This window comes from Novosphingobium sediminis, assembly GCF_007991615.1.
In the GTDB taxonomy this organism is placed as follows: Bacteria; Pseudomonadota; Alphaproteobacteria; order Sphingomonadales; family Sphingomonadaceae; genus Novosphingobium; species Novosphingobium sediminis.
The window spans coordinates 199100-217171 of the sequence record NZ_BJYR01000009.1; the positions used below are offsets into that span (position 1 = coordinate 199100).

Here is an 18072-nt window from a genome sequence, read left to right on the forward strand (position 1 = left end):
ACGTTTCAGGACAAGACCCATGCTGATGAACACCCATGAAGCCCGCCTCGATGCGCTGCGCAAGGAACTCGCGCGCCAGCAGCTCGATGGTTTCGTCATCCCCATCTCTGATGAGCACATGAGCGAATATGTCGGCGCCTATGCGCAGCGGCTCGGCTGGCTGACCGGCTTCGGCGGATCGGCCGGTACCGCCGTCGTGCTGAAGGATGAAGCCGCGATCTTCGTCGATGGGCGCTATACGCTGCAGGTGCGCGAACAGGTCGATGGCCGGCTCTATTCCTACCAGTCCGTCCCGCAGACCTCGGTCGCTGCGTGGCTAGGCGAACATGCGCCCGAAGGCAGCCGAATCGGCTATGATGCATGGCTCCACGGCAAGGGTTGGGCCGATGCCGCTGCTGCCGCGCTCAAGGGCAGGGGTGCCACGCTCGTCGCGGTGAAGCAGAACCCCATCGACGCGATCTGGCAGGACCGCCCCGCGCCCTCCGCCGCCCCCGCGCTCGTTCATGCCGACGAATACGCCGGCGCCTCCGCCCATGAAAAGCGCGCCGAAGTCGCCGCATGGCTCACCGCACGCGGGCTCGACGCCGCGGTCATTTCCGCGCTCGATTCGGTCGCTTGGCTGCTCAACATGCGCGGCTCGGATGTGGACTGCACGCCCGTCGCGCTGTCCTTCGTCCTCGCCCATGCCGACGGCACGGCAGATCTGTTCATCGCGCCGGAGAAAGTCACGCCCGAACTCGCCCAGCACCTCGGCAACGCCGTGCGCGTGCAGGACCGCGCTGCCTTCACCCCCGCGCTCGCCGCGCTGGCAGGCAAGAAGGTCGCGGTCGATCCCGAGCGCGCCGTTGCCGCGATCTATGCCGAACTGAAGGCAGCGGGCGCCGAGGCCGTCTCGGTCACCGATCCCACCGTGCTGCCCAAGGCCCGCAAGAACCCGGTCGAGCAGGCCGGCCACCGCGCCGCGCAGGCGCGCGATGGGGCGGCGATCACGCGTTTCCTCCACTGGTTGTCCGTCACCGCGCCCAAGGGCACCGAAACCGAACTCTCCGCCGCCGCCGCGCTCCGTGCCGAGCGCGAGAAGACCGGCCTGCTGCGCGATCTCTCGTTCGACACGATCTCCGCCGCCGGGCCCAACGGCGCCAGCCCGCACTACAAGGTGGACGAACACACCAACCGGGCGATCGAGCCCAACAGCGTGTATCTCGTCGATTCCGGCGGCCAGTACCTCGATGGCACGACCGACATCACTCGCACCGTCTGGATCGGCCCCGATGCACCCCCGGCGGAAGTGAAGGACCGCTTCACCCGCGTGCTCAAGGGCCACATCGCGCTAGACCTTGCCGTGTTCCCGGAAGGCACAAACGGCAGCCAACTCGATAGCTTCGCGCGCCAGTTCCTGTGGTCCGCCGGGCTCGATTATGCCCACGGCACCGGCCACGGCGTCGGCAGCTTCCTCGCCGTCCACGAAGGCCCGCAGCGCATCGCCAAGGCGGCGGGCGGGCAGGCCGGCACCGGGCAGGCGCTGCTTCCCGGCATGATCCTCTCGAACGAGCCCGGCTATTACAAGGCCGGCGAATACGGCATCCGCATCGAGAACCTCGTGCTGGTCGAGGAGCGCCAGATCGAAGGCGCCGAGGGCATGTTCATGGGCTTCGAGACGCTGACTTTCGCACCCATCGATCGCACCTTGGTCGAACCCGCGCTGCTGCTGCAGCACGAGCGCGATTGGTGGAACAGCTATCACGCCAAGGTGCGCGATCTGCTCGCCCCGCAGTTGTCGGGTGCGGACCTCCCCTGGCTGGAGGCTGCCTGCGCCCCGTTGTAAGTGTATTTGTTCGTGTTATGTTCCGTCCATCGCGACTCGCGGAAGAGGAGAAGGACATGATCGGCTACGTGACTTTGGGAACCAACGATCTCGCGCGCGGCGCGAAGTTCTATGATGCGCTGGCCGCCGAAATGGGCACCGGCCGCATGTACGAATGGGACGGCGCGATCGCGTGGGGTGAGGCGGGCGGCGCGGCTGGCATCGGCCTGATGAAGCCCTATAACGGAGAGCCTGCCACTGTCGGCAACGGCGTGATGGTCGCCTTGGAAGCCAGGGACACGGCGCAGGTCGACCGGCTCCATGCCGCCGCGCTCGCCAATGGCGGCACCTGCGAAGGCCCTCCGGGGCCGCGCGGCGAGGGCGGGTTCTACGCGGCCTATTTCCGCGATCCCGATGGCAACAAGCTCAATGCTTTTGTCATGGGGAGCTGATCATCATGGCGCACCGCCTCGATACGAACCCCATCCACATCGGGCTCGGCGCGAAGGCGGTGCCCCAGCCGGCCTTCACGGGCATGGAATGGTACGGCGGCTACATCGCCCGCCACGGGGAAGATGGGGCGGAAGGCCGCCTCGTCAGCCAGCACAGCTTCACCGAAAGCTGGGACAGCTGGGAAATGCACCCGGCAGGCGATGAAGTCGTCCTCCTGCTTTCTGGCGAGGCAGTGATGCATCAGGAACTCGCCGACGGAACGAGGGCCGAGCTCCGCCTCGTCGCCGGAGAATATGCCGTGAACCCGCCGGGTGCATGGCACACGATGGACCTGATTTCGGCTCAGGCCTCTGCGCTGTTCATCACCTCGGGCCTCGGGACGGAACATCGCCCGCGCTGAAACGCCCGCGACAAAGTGCGACAAAGAACCGCATCGGTGGGATAACCCTGCGACAACCCGGCTGTAGATGGGACACAGCGGGAAGGCAGAACCTTCCCTGCGTCCCTTCAGGACAAGGACCGTGCTCGATGAAAAAGACCACCTTCGCCGCCTCTGCGGCCGTTCTCTTGACCGCCACCACAGCGCTCTATGCCGTCTACCCCGCGCTTGCCGAGCCTGGCCGCGATCCCATGGGCGGCGCCACCATTACTTGGGCCGATGCCAAGGCCAAGGCGGATGCGCTGTGGACGAAGCTGGACGTCAACAAGGATGGTGTGCTCAACCATGCCGATCGCGAGGCCAAGATGGCCGAGATGTTCGACATGATCGATACCAACCACGATGGCTCGATCAGCAAGACCGAGTTCATGGAGCATCACAAGAAGATGATGGATGGTCCCGGCTGGAAGGGCGGAAAGGGCCGCGATGGCGCGCCCGGTGATACGCCGCCCCCGCCTCCGGGCGGCGGCATGGGCATGATGATGGGCCCCGGCGCGCGTATGCTCCACGAAATGGCAGAGAAGGCCGATACCAACCACGACGGCACGATCACCCGCGCCGAATTCGATGCCGCTGCCAAGGCCCGCTTCGATTCCGCCGATACCAACCATGATGGCAAGCTGACCCCGCAGGAACGCCGCGCCGCATGGATGGCGATGCGCGGGGAACACGGCGGCTGGCGCGGTGGGCGCGGCATGCACCGCATGGGCGGACATGACATGGGCGATATGCCGCCTCCGCCGCCGCCCCCCGGTGCCTGAGCATGACGGCCATGCCTGACGCGACCCGTGTTCTGGTGGTCGATGATGAGGCGGCTCTGCGCGAACCCCTGGCGGACTATCTCGTCCGGCAGGGGTTCGCCGCTGCGCAGGCCGCCAGCGCTGCCGAAGCCCGCGCGCGGCTCGCCGCCGAAACCTACGACATCGTCCTCCTCGATGTGATGATGCCGGGCGAGGATGGCCTCTCGCTGTGCCGCCACCTGATCGAGGCGCGCCAACTCCCCGTCATTTTCCTCACTGCACGCGGCGAGGCGACCGATCGCATCGTCGGGCTCGAAATCGGCGCCGACGACTACGTCGTCAAACCGTTCGATCCGCGCGAACTTGTTGCGCGGATCCGTTCCGTCCTGCGCCGCGCGTCCCGTGCGCCCGGAATGAGGACTGAGGCGACCGACGAGTTGCACTACACTTTCGACGGCTGGCGCCTCGATCCGCTGCGCCGCCGCCTGATCGACCGCGAAGGCGCGGTCGTCGCGATTTCCTCGGCCGAGTTCCGCCTGCTCGTCGCTTTCCTCGATCACCCGCGCCAGGTGCTCGACCGCGACCGCCTCCTCGATATGGTGCAAGGCCGCGAAGCGCACTTGTTCGACCGCGCGGTAGACAACCAGATCAGCCGCCTGCGCCGCAAGATCGAGCGCGACAGCCGCAATCCCGAACTGATCCAGACGGTGTGGGGCGGCGGTTACATGCTCGCCGCCGAAGTGCGCAAGGTGGCTGCCGATGGCTGACGTATCCGAGCCAAGGGCAGCGCGCCTGCGGCTATGGCCGCGCAGCCTGCAAGGCCAGATGCTATTCGCCATCGCGCTCGCGCTGATGGTTGCGCAGGGCCTCTCGGCTGCGCTGATGTGGCGCATGCAGCATGAGCGGCACTTCGCCGGGCTCGTCAATTACGCGGCCTTCAGCCTGCTTGGCCGCAATCCCCGTGCGCAGTTCGGTCCGCCCCCTCCGCCCGGCGACGAGGGTCCGGAAATCGGCTTCCGCATGCCGCGTCCGCTGCGCGTGCAGGAAGAACTTCGCGCGCCGCAGATTGCCGGTGACCGCCGGCGTCCCGAGATCGAGGGCGCCCTGCGCCAGGTGCTCGAAGCGCAAGGCGTCGATGCGCGGCAACTTTTCGTGGCCGAGCGTGATCCTGCGCGCGATCCCGTCATCACCGAATGGCTCGCCCGGCGCGGACCGCGCGTCCGACCGCCCGGTGCCCCGCGTCCGCGCCTGATCATTGCCGCGATTGGCCGGCCTGACGGCACCTGGCTCACTGCGCGCCTGCTTGCCCCGCGCACCGAACGCGCGATGCTCACCACGCTCGTGCTGCAGACGGTGTTCATCTATCTCGTCCTGGTCGGCGCAGTCGCGCTGATCCTGCGCCGCATTGCGCGGCCGTTGAAGGCGCTCACCACGCAAGTCGAAGGCTTCGCCCGCTCGCGCACGGCGGGCGGCCAGCTTGCTCCCGAGGGGCCCGATGACATCCGCCGACTGATCGTCGCCCATAACGCGATGGAGCGCCGGGTCGGCGCCTTGCTTGACGAGAAGGACGTGATGCTCGGCGCCATCGGCCACGATCTCAAGACACCGCTCGCCGCGCTGCGCGTGCGGATCGAAGCGGTGGAGGACGACACCGAGCGCGGCCGCATGGCCGCGACGATCGAGGACATCAACCGTTCGCTCGACGATATCCTGAGCCTTGCCCGGGTCGGGCGGCCTTCAGACCCGCTTGAGCAGACCGAGCTATCCGCGCTCGTCGCCGATGTTGTCGGCGAATATGAGGATATGGGTGAGGACGTCACGCTGGGCGATGCAACGCGCATCGTCATGCCGCTGCGCGCCACCTGGCTGCGCCGCGCGCTGCGCAACCTCGTCTCCAATGCGCTGCGCTATGGCAACAGGGCCCGCGTCACGCTGCGGCGCGAGGGCGGCGAGGCCGTTCTCACGGTAGAGGACGATGGCCCCGGCATCCCCGAGCACGAAATCACCCGTATGCTCGAGCCGTTCACCCGGCTCGAAGCCTCGCGCAATTCAGGGACAGGCGGCGCGGGCCTCGGCCTTACGCTTGCCCGCGCGATTGCCGATCAGCACGGCGGTTCGCTGATCCTCGCCAACCGCCGCGCAACAGACGAAGCGGGCGGCGAGACCAAAGGCCTCACCGCCACGCTGCGCCTGCCGTTATCCTGAACGACGCCTACTTCAGCTTCGCAATCGCGGCGGTCAGATCGGCTCCGCGTGCGTCCTTGATCTTGCCGCAGGCACGCACGCGCTCGATCGTCCGCTCCAGTTCCAGCGCGCCCGACTTGCCGGCGAACTTCGCCCGCAGCCCGTCGAACTCGTCTGCCGCAGCGACCGAGCAGAAGTTCGAGAGTATCTGCGGCAGCCGTGCGCCGAAGAAGATCCCCGCGCCGCCGTTCAGCAACTCATCGAGGTGCGCCTTCATCCAACTGTAGCCCCAGTCGCGCGTTTCGGGCGTGGTGACCACATACCGCACGAAATTGAGCTTCTCGGACTGGCGCAGGCGCTTGTCCTGAAACTCGTCTAGCAGCCACTTCGCCGTCGCCGCATCGCCGGTGGTCCCGATCGCGCCCAGTGCCGCCGGGCGGAACAGCGGGTCTTCCGAAGCGAGCGCCTTGTCCATCAGCGCCTTGGCGCCGTCCAGCTTGTGCGTGCCCAGCCATGCATCGAACGCCGCGCCGAACAGCGCAGGATCGAGCGCGCCCGCATCCCCGCCGAGATAGGCATCAACCGCCGTGCTCAGCTTCGCCCCAAGCGCCTCGTCGCGCGCCGTGCCGGCCAGCAGTTCGACCAGCTGCACGCGGCGCTGCTGCTTCTCCGGATCATCCCCGGCATGCGCGCCTGCCTTCAGATCAAGGCCTAGCGACTTCAACTGAGGGGCATAGAGCCCATCGACGAAGGCACGGAACTTGGGCTTGGCGCTTTCCGCGATCACGCCGCGATCGGCCATGGCCTGCAGCAAACCGGTGGCACCGCCGCTGGCATAGCTGTCCGGATTGGCCGCGAGCGCGCGCGAACCGGCAATGAGCTGGTCCGATGTCAGCCGCCCTGCATAGAAGCTGGCGTTCATGCTATCCATTACCGCCAGCGCTTCGCTGCCGCTCATGCTCGGCACTGCCGCGATCAGCGCGTCCCATTCCTTGGCCGGCAGCTCGAAGCGGTAATAGCCGGTGCCGCCCGCGTTGGGCATGATCGGCCCCATGCTCTTCAGCGTCACTGTAGTGGTCTTGTCGGTCATCAGCGTGCACTGGCGCACATCGCTCTGGCGCATGCACAGCGGGATGCCCCAGGTCGTGTCCGGGCCCTTCATGCCATAGCGCACGAAGCGGCTTTGCGTGACCTTCCAGCTCTGCGGACCGGCACGCTCCAGCGTCACCAGCGGCACGCCCTGCTGATCGGTGAAGCTCTGCATCGCGGGCAGGATGCGCGGATCGCCCGCCGCTTCGGCCATTGCCTTGAAGAACTCGGCGCTTGTCGCGTTGCCATACTTGTGCGCCGCCATGTAGCCGCGCACGCCATCACGGAACTTGGTGTCGCCCATGAACGCGGCGATCATCGCGACGACGTGGCCGCCCTTGCCATAGGTGATCGTATCGAAGGCTGCGTCGATCTGCGCGTTCTTCTCGATCTTCTGGTGAATCGGGCGCCCAGCGATCAGCGCATCGATGCCCATTGCGCCGAAGCCTTCCGCCAGAGCACCCGCGCCAATGTTGAGATCGGGCCGCCATTCGTTGCCGATGCGGAAGCCCATCCAGTTGGCAAAGCTTTCGTTGAGCCAGATATCGTCCCACCAAGCCGGGGTGACGAGATCGCCGAACCACTGGTGCGCCAGTTCGTGGCTCACGATCATGCCGAAGTTGCGCTTCTGCGCGGTCGAGGCCTTGTCATCCATGACGAGGATGCTGTCGGCATAGAGATCCGCGCCGGCGTTCTCCATCGCGCCAGGCAGGATCGGCGTCGTGATCTGATCAAGCTTGGGGTAGGGGAAGCTTTGGCCGAAATAGGCTTCGAGATGCTGCACCACGCCCTTGGTGCCTTCGAGTGCGAAATCGAGTTTGCCGGTGTTCGTCTTGGTCGAAACGATGCGGATCGGCAGCGGCGTTGACCGTTGCGGAGTGGGCGGGACCACGCCCTCCACCGTCACGAACGGACCCACCATCAGCGCCACAAGGTAGCTCGGCAGCGGCAGTGTCTGGCCGAAGGTGTGGACGGTCATGCCGTTCGCGGTCTCGGTCTTGACCTCGGGTGCGTTGCTCACCGCCTTCAGGCCCTCGGGCGTGCGCAGGGTAACGTTCCACGGCACCTTGAAGCCGGGCTCGTCGAACGAGGGGAAGCTTGCGCGCGCATCGATCGATTCGTGCTGCGTCCAAGAATACCAGTCGTCGCCCACCTTGAGGTGGAACATGCCCGCCGGGCCTTCGCCGAAGGGGGCGTCATAGTCGAACGCGAACGTGGTTTTGCCTGCAGGCAGCGGCGCATCGAACGTGACGAGCGCGACGCCGGTCGGATCGACCTGCCGGAACGTGCCCGCAACCGGCTGGCCGCCCACCATCGCGGTGACCTTGCCGACCTTGAGGTCGCGCCCGTGCATCCACACGAAGCGGCCCGCCTTTTTCACATCGACGTCGATCTCGACATGGCCGGAAAAGCGGTCCTTGGTCGGATCGACCGTGAGGTCGAGCCGGTAGGTCTGCGGCACGACTGAACCGTCGAGCTTGCCGGCAGGCATCTGGCCTGCCTCCGCCGGGATCGGCGTTTCGGTAGCCACCTGCTGGGCAAGTGCGGGTGACGCAAGGAAGGTGCCGGCGAGCAAGGTCGCGGCAAGCATGATTGTACGCATCGTGGCCTTTCGGTTCAGGCCGGGTCAGGCCCGGTCTTCGATGCCGCTTGCCTGCCCCGATCCTGTTGCATCCGCAACCGGATTCGACGAACCGCCTGCCGCCGTCGTCGAACGACAAGTTAGCGCAAAAGCCCGCCTAGCAATCCGCGCGCAAATCGTCCGAACGCCGCGCCGCCGATCTGCGTGGCGATCGTGCCGACAATCGCGCTCGCGCCGGATTCGATGGGCGATGCGCGCGATTTCTTGCCCATGATCTCCGCCGCGATCACCGATCCGGCCGAAGCCGCGATTGCGCCCACCGCAGCCTTGCCCGCCTTGCCCCACATCGAAGGTGTCTGCCGTGCAGATGCCTGCTGCGCCGCCGCGCCCTCGGCTTCCACCTGCTGCGCGGCAGCGGCAGCATCGGCCGCTTTTTGCGCCAGCACTTCGGCGGCAGATTCGCGGTTTACCGCCGCGTCGTACTTGCCGTCGAACGGGCTGATCGATTGGATCACCGCGCGTTCCTTCGCGTCGAGCGGCCCCAGCCGCGAACGCGGCGGCGCCACCAGCGTGCGCTGCACGATCCCCGGCGCACCATCGGCATCAAGCGTGGAAACAAGCGCCTCGCCCACCTTCAGCTCGGTGATGACCTTCCCGACATCGAGGTCGGGGTTGATGCGGAAAGTCTCTGCCGCCGCCTTGATCGCCTTCTGGTCGCGCGGGGTGAAGGCGCGCAGCGCGTGCTGCACGCGGTTGCCGAGCTGCCCCGCAATCTTCTCCGGAATGTCGATCGGGTTCTGCGAGACGAAGTAGACCCCCACGCCCTTCGAGCGGATCAGCCGCACCACCTGCTCCACCTTGTCGAACAGCGCCTCGGGCGCGTCGTCGAACAGGAGGTGTGCCTCGTCGAAGAAGAACACCAGCTTCGGCTTTTCGGGATCGCCCACTTCGGGCAGCGCCTCGAACAGTTCGCTCAGCAGCCAAAGCAGGAACGTCGCATAGAGCTTGGGGCTCTGCATCAGCTTCTCGGCGCTGAGCACGTTGACGAAGCCGCGGCCCTGATCGTCTATCTTGATGAAGTCGTTGATCTCGAACGCGGGCTCGCCGAAAAACCGGTCTGCGCCCTGGCTTTCAAAGGCCAGCAACTGGCGCTGGATCGTGCCAACGCTGGCCTTGGAGACGTTGCCGTACTTGGCCGCAAGCTCGCCCGCATTCTGCGCGCAGGCCATCAGCGTCGCCTGCAAGTCAGCCAGATCGAGCAGCAGCAACCCGTTGTCGTCGGCATAGCGGAACGCGATGTTGAGCACGCCTTCCTGCGTCTCGTTGAGCCCCATCAGCCGCGCCAACAGCAGCGGGCCCATTTCGGAAATCGTCGTGCGGATCGGGTGCCCGGCCTCGCCGTAGAGGTCCCAGAACACCACCGGATTATCGGCATAGGTGAACGGATCGATGCCCAGTTGCTTGGCACGCGCCTCGATTGCGTCGGCGTGCTTGAAGGTGGGGCTGCCGGGCATGCCGATGCCGGAAAGGTCGCCCTTCACGTCGGCGAGGAACACCGGCACGCCGCGCGCGGAAAATTGCTCTGCCATGCCTTGCAGGGTCACTGTCTTGCCGGTTCCGGTGGCCCCGGCCACAAGTCCGTGCCGGTTGGCGCGGTCCAGTCGCAGCACCTGGCGTTCGCCAGTTGCTCCCAGGCCGATGTAAATGTCGTCCATGTTCAGTATTCCACCCATGCTCTGCTGGCAGCCTCGTCCCGCCAATCTTGTCCCCCGGAATGAAACAGTAGGAAAGCGCTTTTTGCATCCGGGGCAGACCGCCGCTAAAGCCCGGGTCCCGACATGACCGCCGATCCCTTCATCCTGCTCGACGACGCCCGCGAAGAAGGCGCCGGCCCCGCGCGGCTCTACACGGCCGCGGCGGAGATCGTCGTCGCGCGCAGGCCGGAAGAAGTGGAAGCCGCACTCGCCCGCATCGGCAGTGCACCGGGCCACTGGGCGGGCATGATCGCCTACGAAGCGGGCCTCGCGCTTGAACCTCGCCTTGCAGCCCGCCTCCCCGCGCGCACCGGCGCGGCCGGACTACTCGTGTGGTTCGCCCGCTTTGCCGAAATGCGCGAACTGACCGAGGCTGAAGCCGAAGCGTGGCTGGATGAAGTGATCGCGGGCAGGGGCCGTCTCGGTCCGCTCGATCCCCAAGTTGCGCCGGGCGGCTACGCGGCTGGCTTTGACCAGCTCAAGGCCGCGATTTCCGCCGGTGACATCTATCAGGCCAACTACACCTTCGAACTCGGCGGCTCGTGGGCCGGCGATCCGCTCGCGATCTACCGCGCGCTGCGGGCCGATGCCCGCTCCGGCTATGGCGCGGTGATCTGGGACGGCGCGCATTGGCACCTCTCAGTTTCGCCGGAACTGTTCTTCACGCTGGAAGAGGGCCGCGCGCAGGTCCGCCCGATGAAAGGCACAGCCCCGCGTGGCCGCACGCCCGAAGAGGACGCGCGGTTCAAGGCTGAGCTTTCCGCCAGCGTCAAGGATCTCGCCGAGAACCTGATGATCGTCGATCTGATGCGCAACGATCTCTCCCGCGTTGCGGAACCGGGCAGCGTCCGCGTCGAAGCGCCCTTCGCGGTCGAGACTTATCCCACCGTCCACCAGATGGTGACGACGGTCCACGCACGCCTCCAACCCGGTGCCGATGCCCGGGATCTCGTCCGCGCGATCTTCCCCTGCGGCTCGATCACCGGCGCGCCCAAGATCCGCGCGATGGAACTGATCGACGAGATCGAACGCGATGCTCGCGGGCTCTATTGCGGTGCGATCGGGCGGATCGACGTTTCCGATGTCGGTGGTGGGACGCAAGGCACTGGCGACGCTGCCTTCAATGTGGCAATCCGCACCGTGCGGCTGCTTCCGGACTATCCGGGGGCAGGCCGGGGGCGCGCAACCATGGGAGTCGGCTCCGCAGTCGTTGCGGATTCGACAGCCCTTGCCGAATGGCGCGAATGCCTGGTGAAGGGGGATGTCTTGCGTCTGGAGGCCAGCAGCGCCGATCTGATCGAGACGATGGCGTTCGACCCGGCGGATGGCATCGCGCTGCTCGAACTGCACCTCGAACGCATGAAGGCCAGCGCTACCGAACTCGGCTTCGAATTCGATCGCCATGCCTTGCGCAACGCGATCCATGTGCTGTGCTTCGACCTCGATGAGCCTTCCAAAGTGCGGCTGCTTGTCTCGAAGGGCGGCGCCCATGCGCTCGATGCCTCGCCGATGCCGCCAGCCCTGCCCGATCCGGCGATTTGCGCTGTCCTCCCGCTCCCCGTCGCAGAGGGCGATTGGCGCCTGCGCCACAAGACCACCGACCGGCACTTCTACGAAGACGCCCTGCGCGCCGCCAAGGCCGCCGGTGCGCACGAAGCGCTGCTCCTGCGCGATGATGGCCGCCTCACCGAAGGCAGCTTCACCAACATCTTCGTCCCCCGCGGTGATGTACTGATAACGCCCCCCGCCGCGCTCGGCCTGCTCCCCGGCGTGCTGCGCCGCAGCCTGCTCGACAGCGGCCGTGCGGTCGAAGGCGATGTGACAATGGACGATCTCGAACCCGGCTTCTTCATCGGCAACGCCCTGCGCGGCCTGATCCCGGCAAGGCTGCTCGGCGCATGAGCGAGCCGCACTACAGCGAAGCGCACTTCAGCGAAGCACTCGGGCGCATTTCCGCCTCGCGCACCACGGTGATGACCGACCGCGCCATCGCGCTGCGCGCCGAAGGGCGTGACATCATCTCGCTTTCGGTCGGCGAGCCTGATTTCCCGACACCGCCGCATGTGATCGAAGCAGCCAAGGCCGCGCTCGATGCGGGCGACACGCGCTACACCGCCGTCCCCGGCACCGCTGCGCTGCGCGAAGCCGCCGCGCTTCATTTCGCCCGCGATCTGGGCATCGAAGTGCCGCCCTCGCAAGTCATCGTCAGCGCGGGCGGCAAGCAGGCGATCTTCCTCGCGATCACGGCCACCGCCGGTCCGGGTGATGAAGTCCTGATCCCCGCGCCATGGTGGGTCAGCTACCCCGAAATCGTCCGCTTCGCCGGTGCCGAGCCTGTCGCGCTGCTCACCACGCCGCAGGACGGCTACCGCATCAACGCCGACCAGCTCGCCGCCGCGATCACGCCGCGCACGCGCTGGCTCCTGCTCAACAGCCCCGGCAATCCCACCGGCGCGGTCTATTCCGCCGCTGATCTTGCCGCGCTCGGCGAATTCCTGCGCCGCCACCCGCAAGTCCTCGTCCTCAGCGACGATATCTACGCCCCGCTGCGCTACACCCCCGGCGCGCACGCCACGCTCGCGGTCGTCTGCCCTGACCTCGCAGACCGCGTGCTGACCGTCTCCGGCGTTTCCAAAAGCCACGCGATGACCGGCTTCCGCATCGGCGTCTCCGCCGGGCCGCAATGGCTGATCGGTGCGATGGCCAAACTCCAGTCGCACGCCTCGGGCAATCCCTGCTCGATCAGCCAGGCTGCTGCCGTCGCCGCCTTCACCGGCCCGCAGGACTTCCTTCTTGATTGGCGCGAGCGCTTCCGCGTGCGCCGCGATGCTGCCGTCGCCGCGCTCAATGCCATACCGGGCCTGTCCACCCCGGTGCCCGATGGTGCCTTCTACTGCCTCATCGATGCCGCCCCGCTGATGGGCCGCTTCGGCGATGATGAAGCCCTCGCGCTTCACCTCCTCGATCACGGCGTCGCGGTCGTCGCTGCTTCCGCGTTCGGCGGGCAGCATGGATTCCGGATCAGTTTTGCGGCGGATGATGCGCGCCTCGCAGAAGCGCTCTCCCGCATCGCAAAGGCCCTTATATGAGCGTTCTCCCCATCCTGTTCGAAGACGGCGAGGCGCTCGTCATCAACAAGCCCGCCGGCCTCCCCATCGATCGCCCGCGCGCCGGGGGCACAAGCCTAGAGAACTATCTCGATGGGCTGCGCTTGGGCTTCCAGCGCCTGCCGCTGGCGGTGCACCGGCTCGATCAGGATACGTCGGGTTGCCTGCTCCTTGCCCGCCATGCCAAGGCCCACAAGCGCTTCGCCGCCGCGTTCGAAGCGCGGCAGGTCGAGAAGGTCTACCTCGGGATCGTCGCCGGACCGGTTGCGGAAGACAGCGGCACGATCGCGCTCAATCTCTCGAAGATCAGCAGCGCCGAAAAGGGCTGGCGGATGATCCCCGCCCGCGCCGGCAAGCCCGCCGTCACCCATTGGCGCGTGGTCGAACGCAAGGACGACCTCACTCTGGTCGAGTTCCGCCCCGAAACCGGCCGCACCCATCAGATCCGCGTCCACGCGCTCGCGGGCCTCGGCGCTGCGCTGCTCGGCGATCCCGTTTACGGCAGCGGTGAAGGCGCACGCCGCACCATGCTCCATGCTGCCGCGCTCACCGTCCCGCGCGAAGGCAAGCCGCCGATTGCCGCCACCGCGCCGCTCCCCGCCGATTTCGCCGCGCTGGGCTTTGCTATCGACGTGCCATGTCCGCCCCCCGAGAACTGACAGGCGATCTGATCGCCCGCGCGATGGGGCTGATCGAGGAAAGTTTCATCGCCTCGGCCGGTCCCGGCGGGCAGAACGTCAACAAGGTGGCGACGGCGGTCCAGCTTCGCCTCGATGTCTTTGCGCTACGGCTCGAGCCGCAAGTGTTTCACCGCCTCAAGGAACTGGCGGGCAGCAAGATGACCGCAAAGGGTGAGATTGTCCTCACCGCGCGCACTTATCGCACGCAGGAACAGAACCGCGAGGATGGCCGCAGCCGCCTTGCCGATCTGCTGCGCGAGGCGGCGACGCTTCCCGCCCGCCGCGCCAAATCTCGCCTGAACCGCGTCGGCAAGACCGAACGGCTCGCAGGCAAGAAGAACCGCAGCGCGATCAAGGCCGGGCGCGGCAAGGTGCGGCTGGACTAAGGTTTGCTGGCGACGGTATCCGCCGCCCCCGAAGCTGGAATGGTTGCCAGATCCGCCGGTACGGTCGCGTCAACCAGCGGCGGGGCAGGACGTTTCTGGAGCATCTCCGCCGCTTCATCGAGCGCGCGGGCTTCGCCAACGGTCACGCCGCCGGGCCCCGGGTCAGTGTCTTGCTGACAGCCGCCAAGGCACAACGCTGCGGGGAGCAATACACTCACGGCCAGTGCCGCGCGCATGCTCCCCGCGCTGGTCATTACTGAGACTTCGGCTGCTGTTCTGCGGCAGCGGCGGCAGCCGCGGCCTTGGCATCTTCCGCAGCCGAAACCGCGCTGTCAGCCGCGCTCTTGGCTGCGTCCTCAGCGCTCAGTGCCGCCTGCGAGGCATCGGCGGCAGGGGCCGGCGCAGCCGCCGAAGGCTCTGCCGAAGGCAGTTCGTCCGCCGGCATCTCGACGTTGTCGGCCGTCGCGCCCGATGAAGCGTCGTCGGTCTTGCCGCAAGCGCTCAGCGCGAAGGCAGCCGCACAGGCCAGCACGGTGGCGAGGCGCTTGATCTGGGTGGTCTTGGTCATGATAGTCCCTCAGGCTGGTCGGTATGTCCGTTTCGGCGGCCTGTGGCCGCCAAGTCCCGGCGTTCTAGTGCGGCGTCCCAAACAAGGCAAACCTCAAACCGCCGACGTTAAGGGTTATCTGACTGTTATACCATATAAGGAAATCCTTATATGGCTTGCATGATATAAAGAAGGCTTTATATGGCTATGGCAATGTCCGTGCTCGAAACCCTCCGTGCCCTTGCCGATCCGACCCGGCTGCGCATCATGCGGCTCCTTGCCAGCATGGAGCTTGCCGTTGGCGAACTCGCGCAAGTCCTCGGGCAGAGCCAGCCGCGCGTTTCCCGCCACATCAAGATCCTCTGCGATGCCGGTCTGGCGGAGCGGCGCCGCGAAGGCGGCTGGGTGTTCCTGCGCACTGCGGTCAGTGAAATCGGTTCGCCCGATGCACTCGGCACGGCGCTCGCCCGCGTGCTCGTCAATGCCGAAGCCGATGATCCCGCATTCGGCGCGCAATGCGCCGAAGATCGCCAGCACCTCGGTGTGATCCGCTCTGCGCGAGAGGCCACGGCGGCGGATTACTTCGCGCGCCACGCGGCCGAATGGGACGAACTGCGCAGCCTTCACATTGCCGATGGCCCGGTCGAAGCGGCGCTGGGCGAAATGCTCTCGGGCCAGATCGGCCGCCTGCTCGATGTCGGCACCGGCACCGGCCGCATCGCCGAACTTTTCGCCGATCGCGCGGTCCACCTCACCGGGCTCGACAAGAGCCCTGAAATGCTGCGCCTTGCCCGCACCCGGCTGCAACATCTGCCTGCCGGGCGCGTCACGCTGGTGCAGGGCGATTTCGCGCAGCTGCCATTTCCCGATGCCGGGCTCGATGATGGCTTCGATACCGTGCTGTTCCATCAGGTCCTGCACTACGCGTTCGCGCCGCAAGCGGTACTCGCCGAAGCCGCGCGTGTCACCGCGCCGGGCGGGCGGATCGTCATCGTCGATTTCGCCCCGCACGAACGCGAGGAACTGCGCACCGCGCATGCCCACGCCCGGCTTGGCTTCTCAGATGCCCAAATCGCTGGCCTGCTGACTTCTGCGGGCTTTGATCCCGCTGGTGATCGCGCGCTCCCCGGGCACGAACTCATCGTCAAGATCTGGACCGGCGTGCGCCGCAACGAACGCGCGACCGTCACTGAATTTCCGAGATTGGCAAATCCATGACCACCACCTTCGATCAACTCCGCGAAGCCCGCACTGCGCTGGATACCCCGCTTTTCGCAGGCCTTCCGGGCGATATCCGCGTCAGTTTCGAGTTCTTCCCGCCGCGTACCGATCCGCTGATGGAGCAGCTGTGGGACGTCGTCACCACGCTCGCCCCGCTGCGGCCAAACTTCGTCTCGGTGACATACGGCGCGGGCGGCTCGACGCGGGACCGCACCCACGGCACCGTCGCCCGGATCATCAAGGAAGCGCGCCTCCCCGCCGCCGCGCACCTTACCTGCGTTGAGGCGAGCAAGGCCGAAATCCGCGAAGTGGCGGAAAGCTACTGGGAAGCAGGTGTGCGCCACATCGTCGCGCTGCGCGGCGATATGGGCGCACCGGGCGTGCCGTTCAGCCCGCATCCCGAAGGCTATGCCAACGCCGCCGAACTGGTCGCGGGCCTCAAGCAGATCGCCCCGTTCGAAATCTCGGTTGCCGCCTATCCCGAGAGCCACCCGGATTCGCCGAGCGTCGAGGCCGATATCGACAACCTCAAGCGCAAGCTCGATGCCGGGGCAACTCGCGCGATCAGCCAGTTCTTCTTCGAACCTGAAACCTTCTTCCGCTTCCGAGATCGGCTCGCCGCGGCCGGGATCACCGCGCCGGTGCTCCCCGGCATCCTCCCCGTTTCCAACGTCGCGCAGACGCGCAAGTTCGCCGCCGCCTGCGGTGCCCATATCCCGGCATGGATGGACGGCCTGTTCGAAGGGCTCGATCACCATCCCGCCTCGCGTCAGCTCGTCGCCGCCACGGTCTGCGCCGAATTCTGCCGCCGCCTCTATGCGGGCGGCGTGCGCGATTTCCACTTCTACACCCTCAACCGGGCCGAGCTGTCCTACGCGATCTGCCACTTGCTCGGCCTGCGCCCCGAACGCGCCCCGCTGGAGCAAGCCGCATGACGATTACCCCCCCCCCACTTGCTCCTTCTGCCGCCCGCGCCGCGCTCCTCGCACAGGCCAAGGAACGCATCCTCATCACCGATGGCGCTTTCGGCACCGAGATCCAGAACTGGAAGCTGACCGAAGCCGATTATGCCGGAAGTCTCGGCCTTTCGCGCGATCAGAAGGGCAACAACGACATCCTCGCGCTGACAGCACCCCATGTGCCCGAATCGATCCACCGCGCCTATTTCGCGGCGGGCGCGGACATTGCCGAAACCAACACCTTCTCCGCCAACCGCATCAGCCAGGCAGACTACGGCGCCGAGCATCTGGTGCGCGAGATAAACCTCGAAAGCGCAAAGCTGGCTCGCCGCGTCGCAGATGAATTTACCGAGGACGACGGCCGTCCCCGCTTTGTGGCAGGCGCCATCGGCCCGACCAACAAGACCCTCTCGCTCTCGCCCGATGTCAACGATCCGGGCTTCCGCGAGATCGACTGGGACTTCCTCGTCGAGGTCTACCGCGAACAGGCCGAAGCCCTTGTCGAAGGCGGTGCGGACTTCATCCTCGTCGAGACGGTGTTCGACACCTTGAACGCCAAGGCCGCGATCATGGCTGTGCGCAAGCTGGAACAGCAGCTTGGCCGCGAAGTGCCGATCATGCTCTCGATGACGCTGACGGACCTTTCGGGCCGCAACCTCTCCGGCCACACGGTCGAGGCGTTCTGGTACGCCGTCCGCCACGCGCGCCCTGTCACCGTCGGCCTCAACTGCTCGTTCGGCGCTGCCCAACTCCGGCCCCATGTCCGCGCGCTGTCGCAGATCGCCGATACGCTGATCATGGTCTACCCTAATGCAGGCCTGCCCAACGAACTCGGCGCCTACGACGAGCTGCCCCAGACCACTGCCGGCCTCGTTCACGAATGGGCCGAACACGGGCAGGTCAACGTGCTTGGCGGCTGCTGCGGCTCCACGCCGGAGCATATCGCCGCCATCGCCCGCTCGGTGCAGGGCCTGGCCCCGCGCACGCTGCCGCAGCACGAGACCGCGACGGCACTGGCGGGCCTCGAACCCTTCGTGATGGCGTAACCAGTCCCCCTCCCGCTTGCGGGAGGGGTTAGGGGTGGGCCGACCCGGGCCACCGCACCTTTTGAATCAAACCCACCCCCG

General features: G+C 66.7%; 17 protein-coding genes. 13 read left to right on the top strand and 4 right to left on the bottom strand.

Annotated features, from left to right (window positions below):
- The first annotated feature begins 25 nt into the window (after positions 1 to 25).
- The 6 genes from NSE01_RS07255 to NSE01_RS07280 all read left to right on the top strand — a co-directional run bounded on the left by NSE01_RS07255 (position 26) and on the right by NSE01_RS07280 (position 5641).
- Positions 26 to 1825, top strand: a complete 1800-nt coding sequence (locus NSE01_RS07255; RefSeq protein ID WP_147158955.1) for an aminopeptidase P family protein — start codon at positions 26 to 28, stop codon at positions 1823 to 1825.
- Positions 1826 to 1881: 56 nt separating this feature from the next.
- The gene (locus NSE01_RS07260; RefSeq protein ID WP_147158917.1) at positions 1882 to 2256 is read left to right on the top strand and encodes a VOC family protein; all 375 of its coding nucleotides are present in this window, start codon (positions 1882 to 1884) and stop codon (positions 2254 to 2256) included.
- A gap of 5 nt (positions 2257 to 2261) precedes the next feature.
- Positions 2262 to 2657 (top strand): cupin, encoded by a 396-nt coding sequence (locus tag NSE01_RS07265; protein ID WP_174812007.1) that lies wholly within the window; start codon positions 2262 to 2264, stop codon positions 2655 to 2657.
- 128 nt (positions 2658 to 2785) lie between these two features.
- Positions 2786 to 3457 carry an EF-hand domain-containing protein gene (locus tag NSE01_RS07270; RefSeq protein WP_147158919.1) on the top strand — a complete coding sequence of 224 codons (672 nt, stop codon included), beginning with the start codon at positions 2786 to 2788 and terminating at the stop codon, positions 3455 to 3457.
- Between the two features lie 11 nt (positions 3458 to 3468).
- Positions 3469 to 4203, top strand: a complete 735-nt coding sequence (locus tag NSE01_RS07275; protein WP_147158920.1) for a response regulator — start codon at positions 3469 to 3471, stop codon at positions 4201 to 4203.
- Complete coding sequence (locus NSE01_RS07280) at positions 4196 to 5641, top strand: ATP-binding protein (RefSeq protein WP_246135074.1); 1446 nt, start codon at positions 4196 to 4198, stop codon at positions 5639 to 5641. Before NSE01_RS07275 ends, NSE01_RS07280 begins: the two co-directional genes overlap by 8 nt.
- 7 nt (positions 5642 to 5648) lie before the next feature.
- On the opposite strand, the gene NSE01_RS07285 is transcribed toward NSE01_RS07280, so the two are convergent.
- Both NSE01_RS07285 and NSE01_RS07290 read right to left on the bottom strand, forming a co-directional pair.
- Positions 5649 to 8312 carry a M1 family metallopeptidase gene (locus NSE01_RS07285; protein ID WP_246135075.1) on the bottom strand — a complete coding sequence of 888 codons (2664 nt, stop codon included), beginning with the start codon at positions 8310 to 8312 and terminating at the stop codon, positions 5649 to 5651.
- A 119-nt stretch (positions 8313 to 8431) separates the two neighbouring features.
- Complete coding sequence (locus NSE01_RS07290) at positions 8432 to 10006, bottom strand: helicase HerA-like domain-containing protein (RefSeq protein WP_147158921.1); 1575 nt, start codon at positions 10004 to 10006, stop codon at positions 8432 to 8434.
- Positions 10007 to 10129: 123 nt separating this feature from the next.
- Here NSE01_RS07290 and pabB point away from each other — a divergent pair, with 123 nt between their 5' ends.
- From pabB to arfB, 4 genes are read left to right on the top strand one after another with little or no spacing between them, the layout of a single operon-like run.
- Positions 10130 to 11947 carry an aminodeoxychorismate synthase component I gene (pabB, locus tag NSE01_RS07295; protein WP_147158922.1) on the top strand — a complete coding sequence of 606 codons (1818 nt, stop codon included), beginning with the start codon at positions 10130 to 10132 and terminating at the stop codon, positions 11945 to 11947.
- Positions 11944 to 13134 carry a pyridoxal phosphate-dependent aminotransferase gene (locus NSE01_RS07300; RefSeq protein ID WP_246135076.1) on the top strand — a complete coding sequence of 397 codons (1191 nt, stop codon included), beginning with the start codon at positions 11944 to 11946 and terminating at the stop codon, positions 13132 to 13134. Before pabB ends, NSE01_RS07300 begins: the two co-directional genes overlap by 4 nt.
- Entirely contained in the window at positions 13131 to 13811 is a 681-nt protein-coding gene (locus NSE01_RS07305) for an RluA family pseudouridine synthase (protein WP_147158923.1), read from the top strand. The genes NSE01_RS07300 and NSE01_RS07305 overlap by 4 nt, the downstream gene beginning before the upstream one ends.
- A complete protein-coding gene (gene arfB / locus NSE01_RS07310) occupies positions 13790 to 14218 on the top strand; it encodes an alternative ribosome rescue aminoacyl-tRNA hydrolase ArfB (RefSeq protein WP_147158924.1) in 429 nt (142 codons plus the stop codon). Before NSE01_RS07305 ends, arfB begins: the two co-directional genes overlap by 22 nt.
- On the opposite strand, the gene NSE01_RS21695 is transcribed toward arfB, so the two are convergent.
- Both NSE01_RS21695 and NSE01_RS07320 read right to left on the bottom strand, forming a co-directional pair.
- Positions 14215 to 14364, bottom strand: a complete 150-nt coding sequence (locus NSE01_RS21695) for a hypothetical protein (protein ID WP_246135077.1) — start codon at positions 14362 to 14364, stop codon at positions 14215 to 14217. The two genes, arfB and NSE01_RS21695, sit on opposite strands and share 4 nt — an antisense overlap.
- A 107-nt stretch (positions 14365 to 14471) precedes the next feature.
- Positions 14472 to 14786, bottom strand: coding sequence for a hypothetical protein (locus NSE01_RS07320; RefSeq protein WP_147158925.1), 315 nt, complete (start codon positions 14784 to 14786; stop codon positions 14472 to 14474).
- 192 nt (positions 14787 to 14978) lie between these two features.
- On the opposite strand from NSE01_RS07320, the gene NSE01_RS07325 reads away from it, so the two are divergent.
- From NSE01_RS07325 to NSE01_RS07335, 3 genes are read left to right on the top strand one after another with little or no spacing between them, the layout of a single operon-like run.
- Positions 14979 to 15983, top strand: a complete 1005-nt coding sequence (locus NSE01_RS07325; RefSeq protein WP_371863205.1) for an ArsR/SmtB family transcription factor — start codon at positions 14979 to 14981, stop codon at positions 15981 to 15983.
- On the top strand, positions 15980 to 16921 hold the full coding sequence (gene metF / locus NSE01_RS07330; protein WP_147158927.1) for a methylenetetrahydrofolate reductase [NAD(P)H]: 942 nt from the start codon (positions 15980 to 15982) through the stop codon (positions 16919 to 16921). Before NSE01_RS07325 ends, metF begins: the two co-directional genes overlap by 4 nt.
- A complete protein-coding gene (locus NSE01_RS07335) occupies positions 16918 to 17991 on the top strand; it encodes a homocysteine S-methyltransferase family protein (RefSeq protein WP_147158928.1) in 1074 nt (357 codons plus the stop codon). The genes metF and NSE01_RS07335 overlap by 4 nt, the downstream gene beginning before the upstream one ends.
- Positions 17992 to 18072 lie beyond the last annotated feature (81 nt).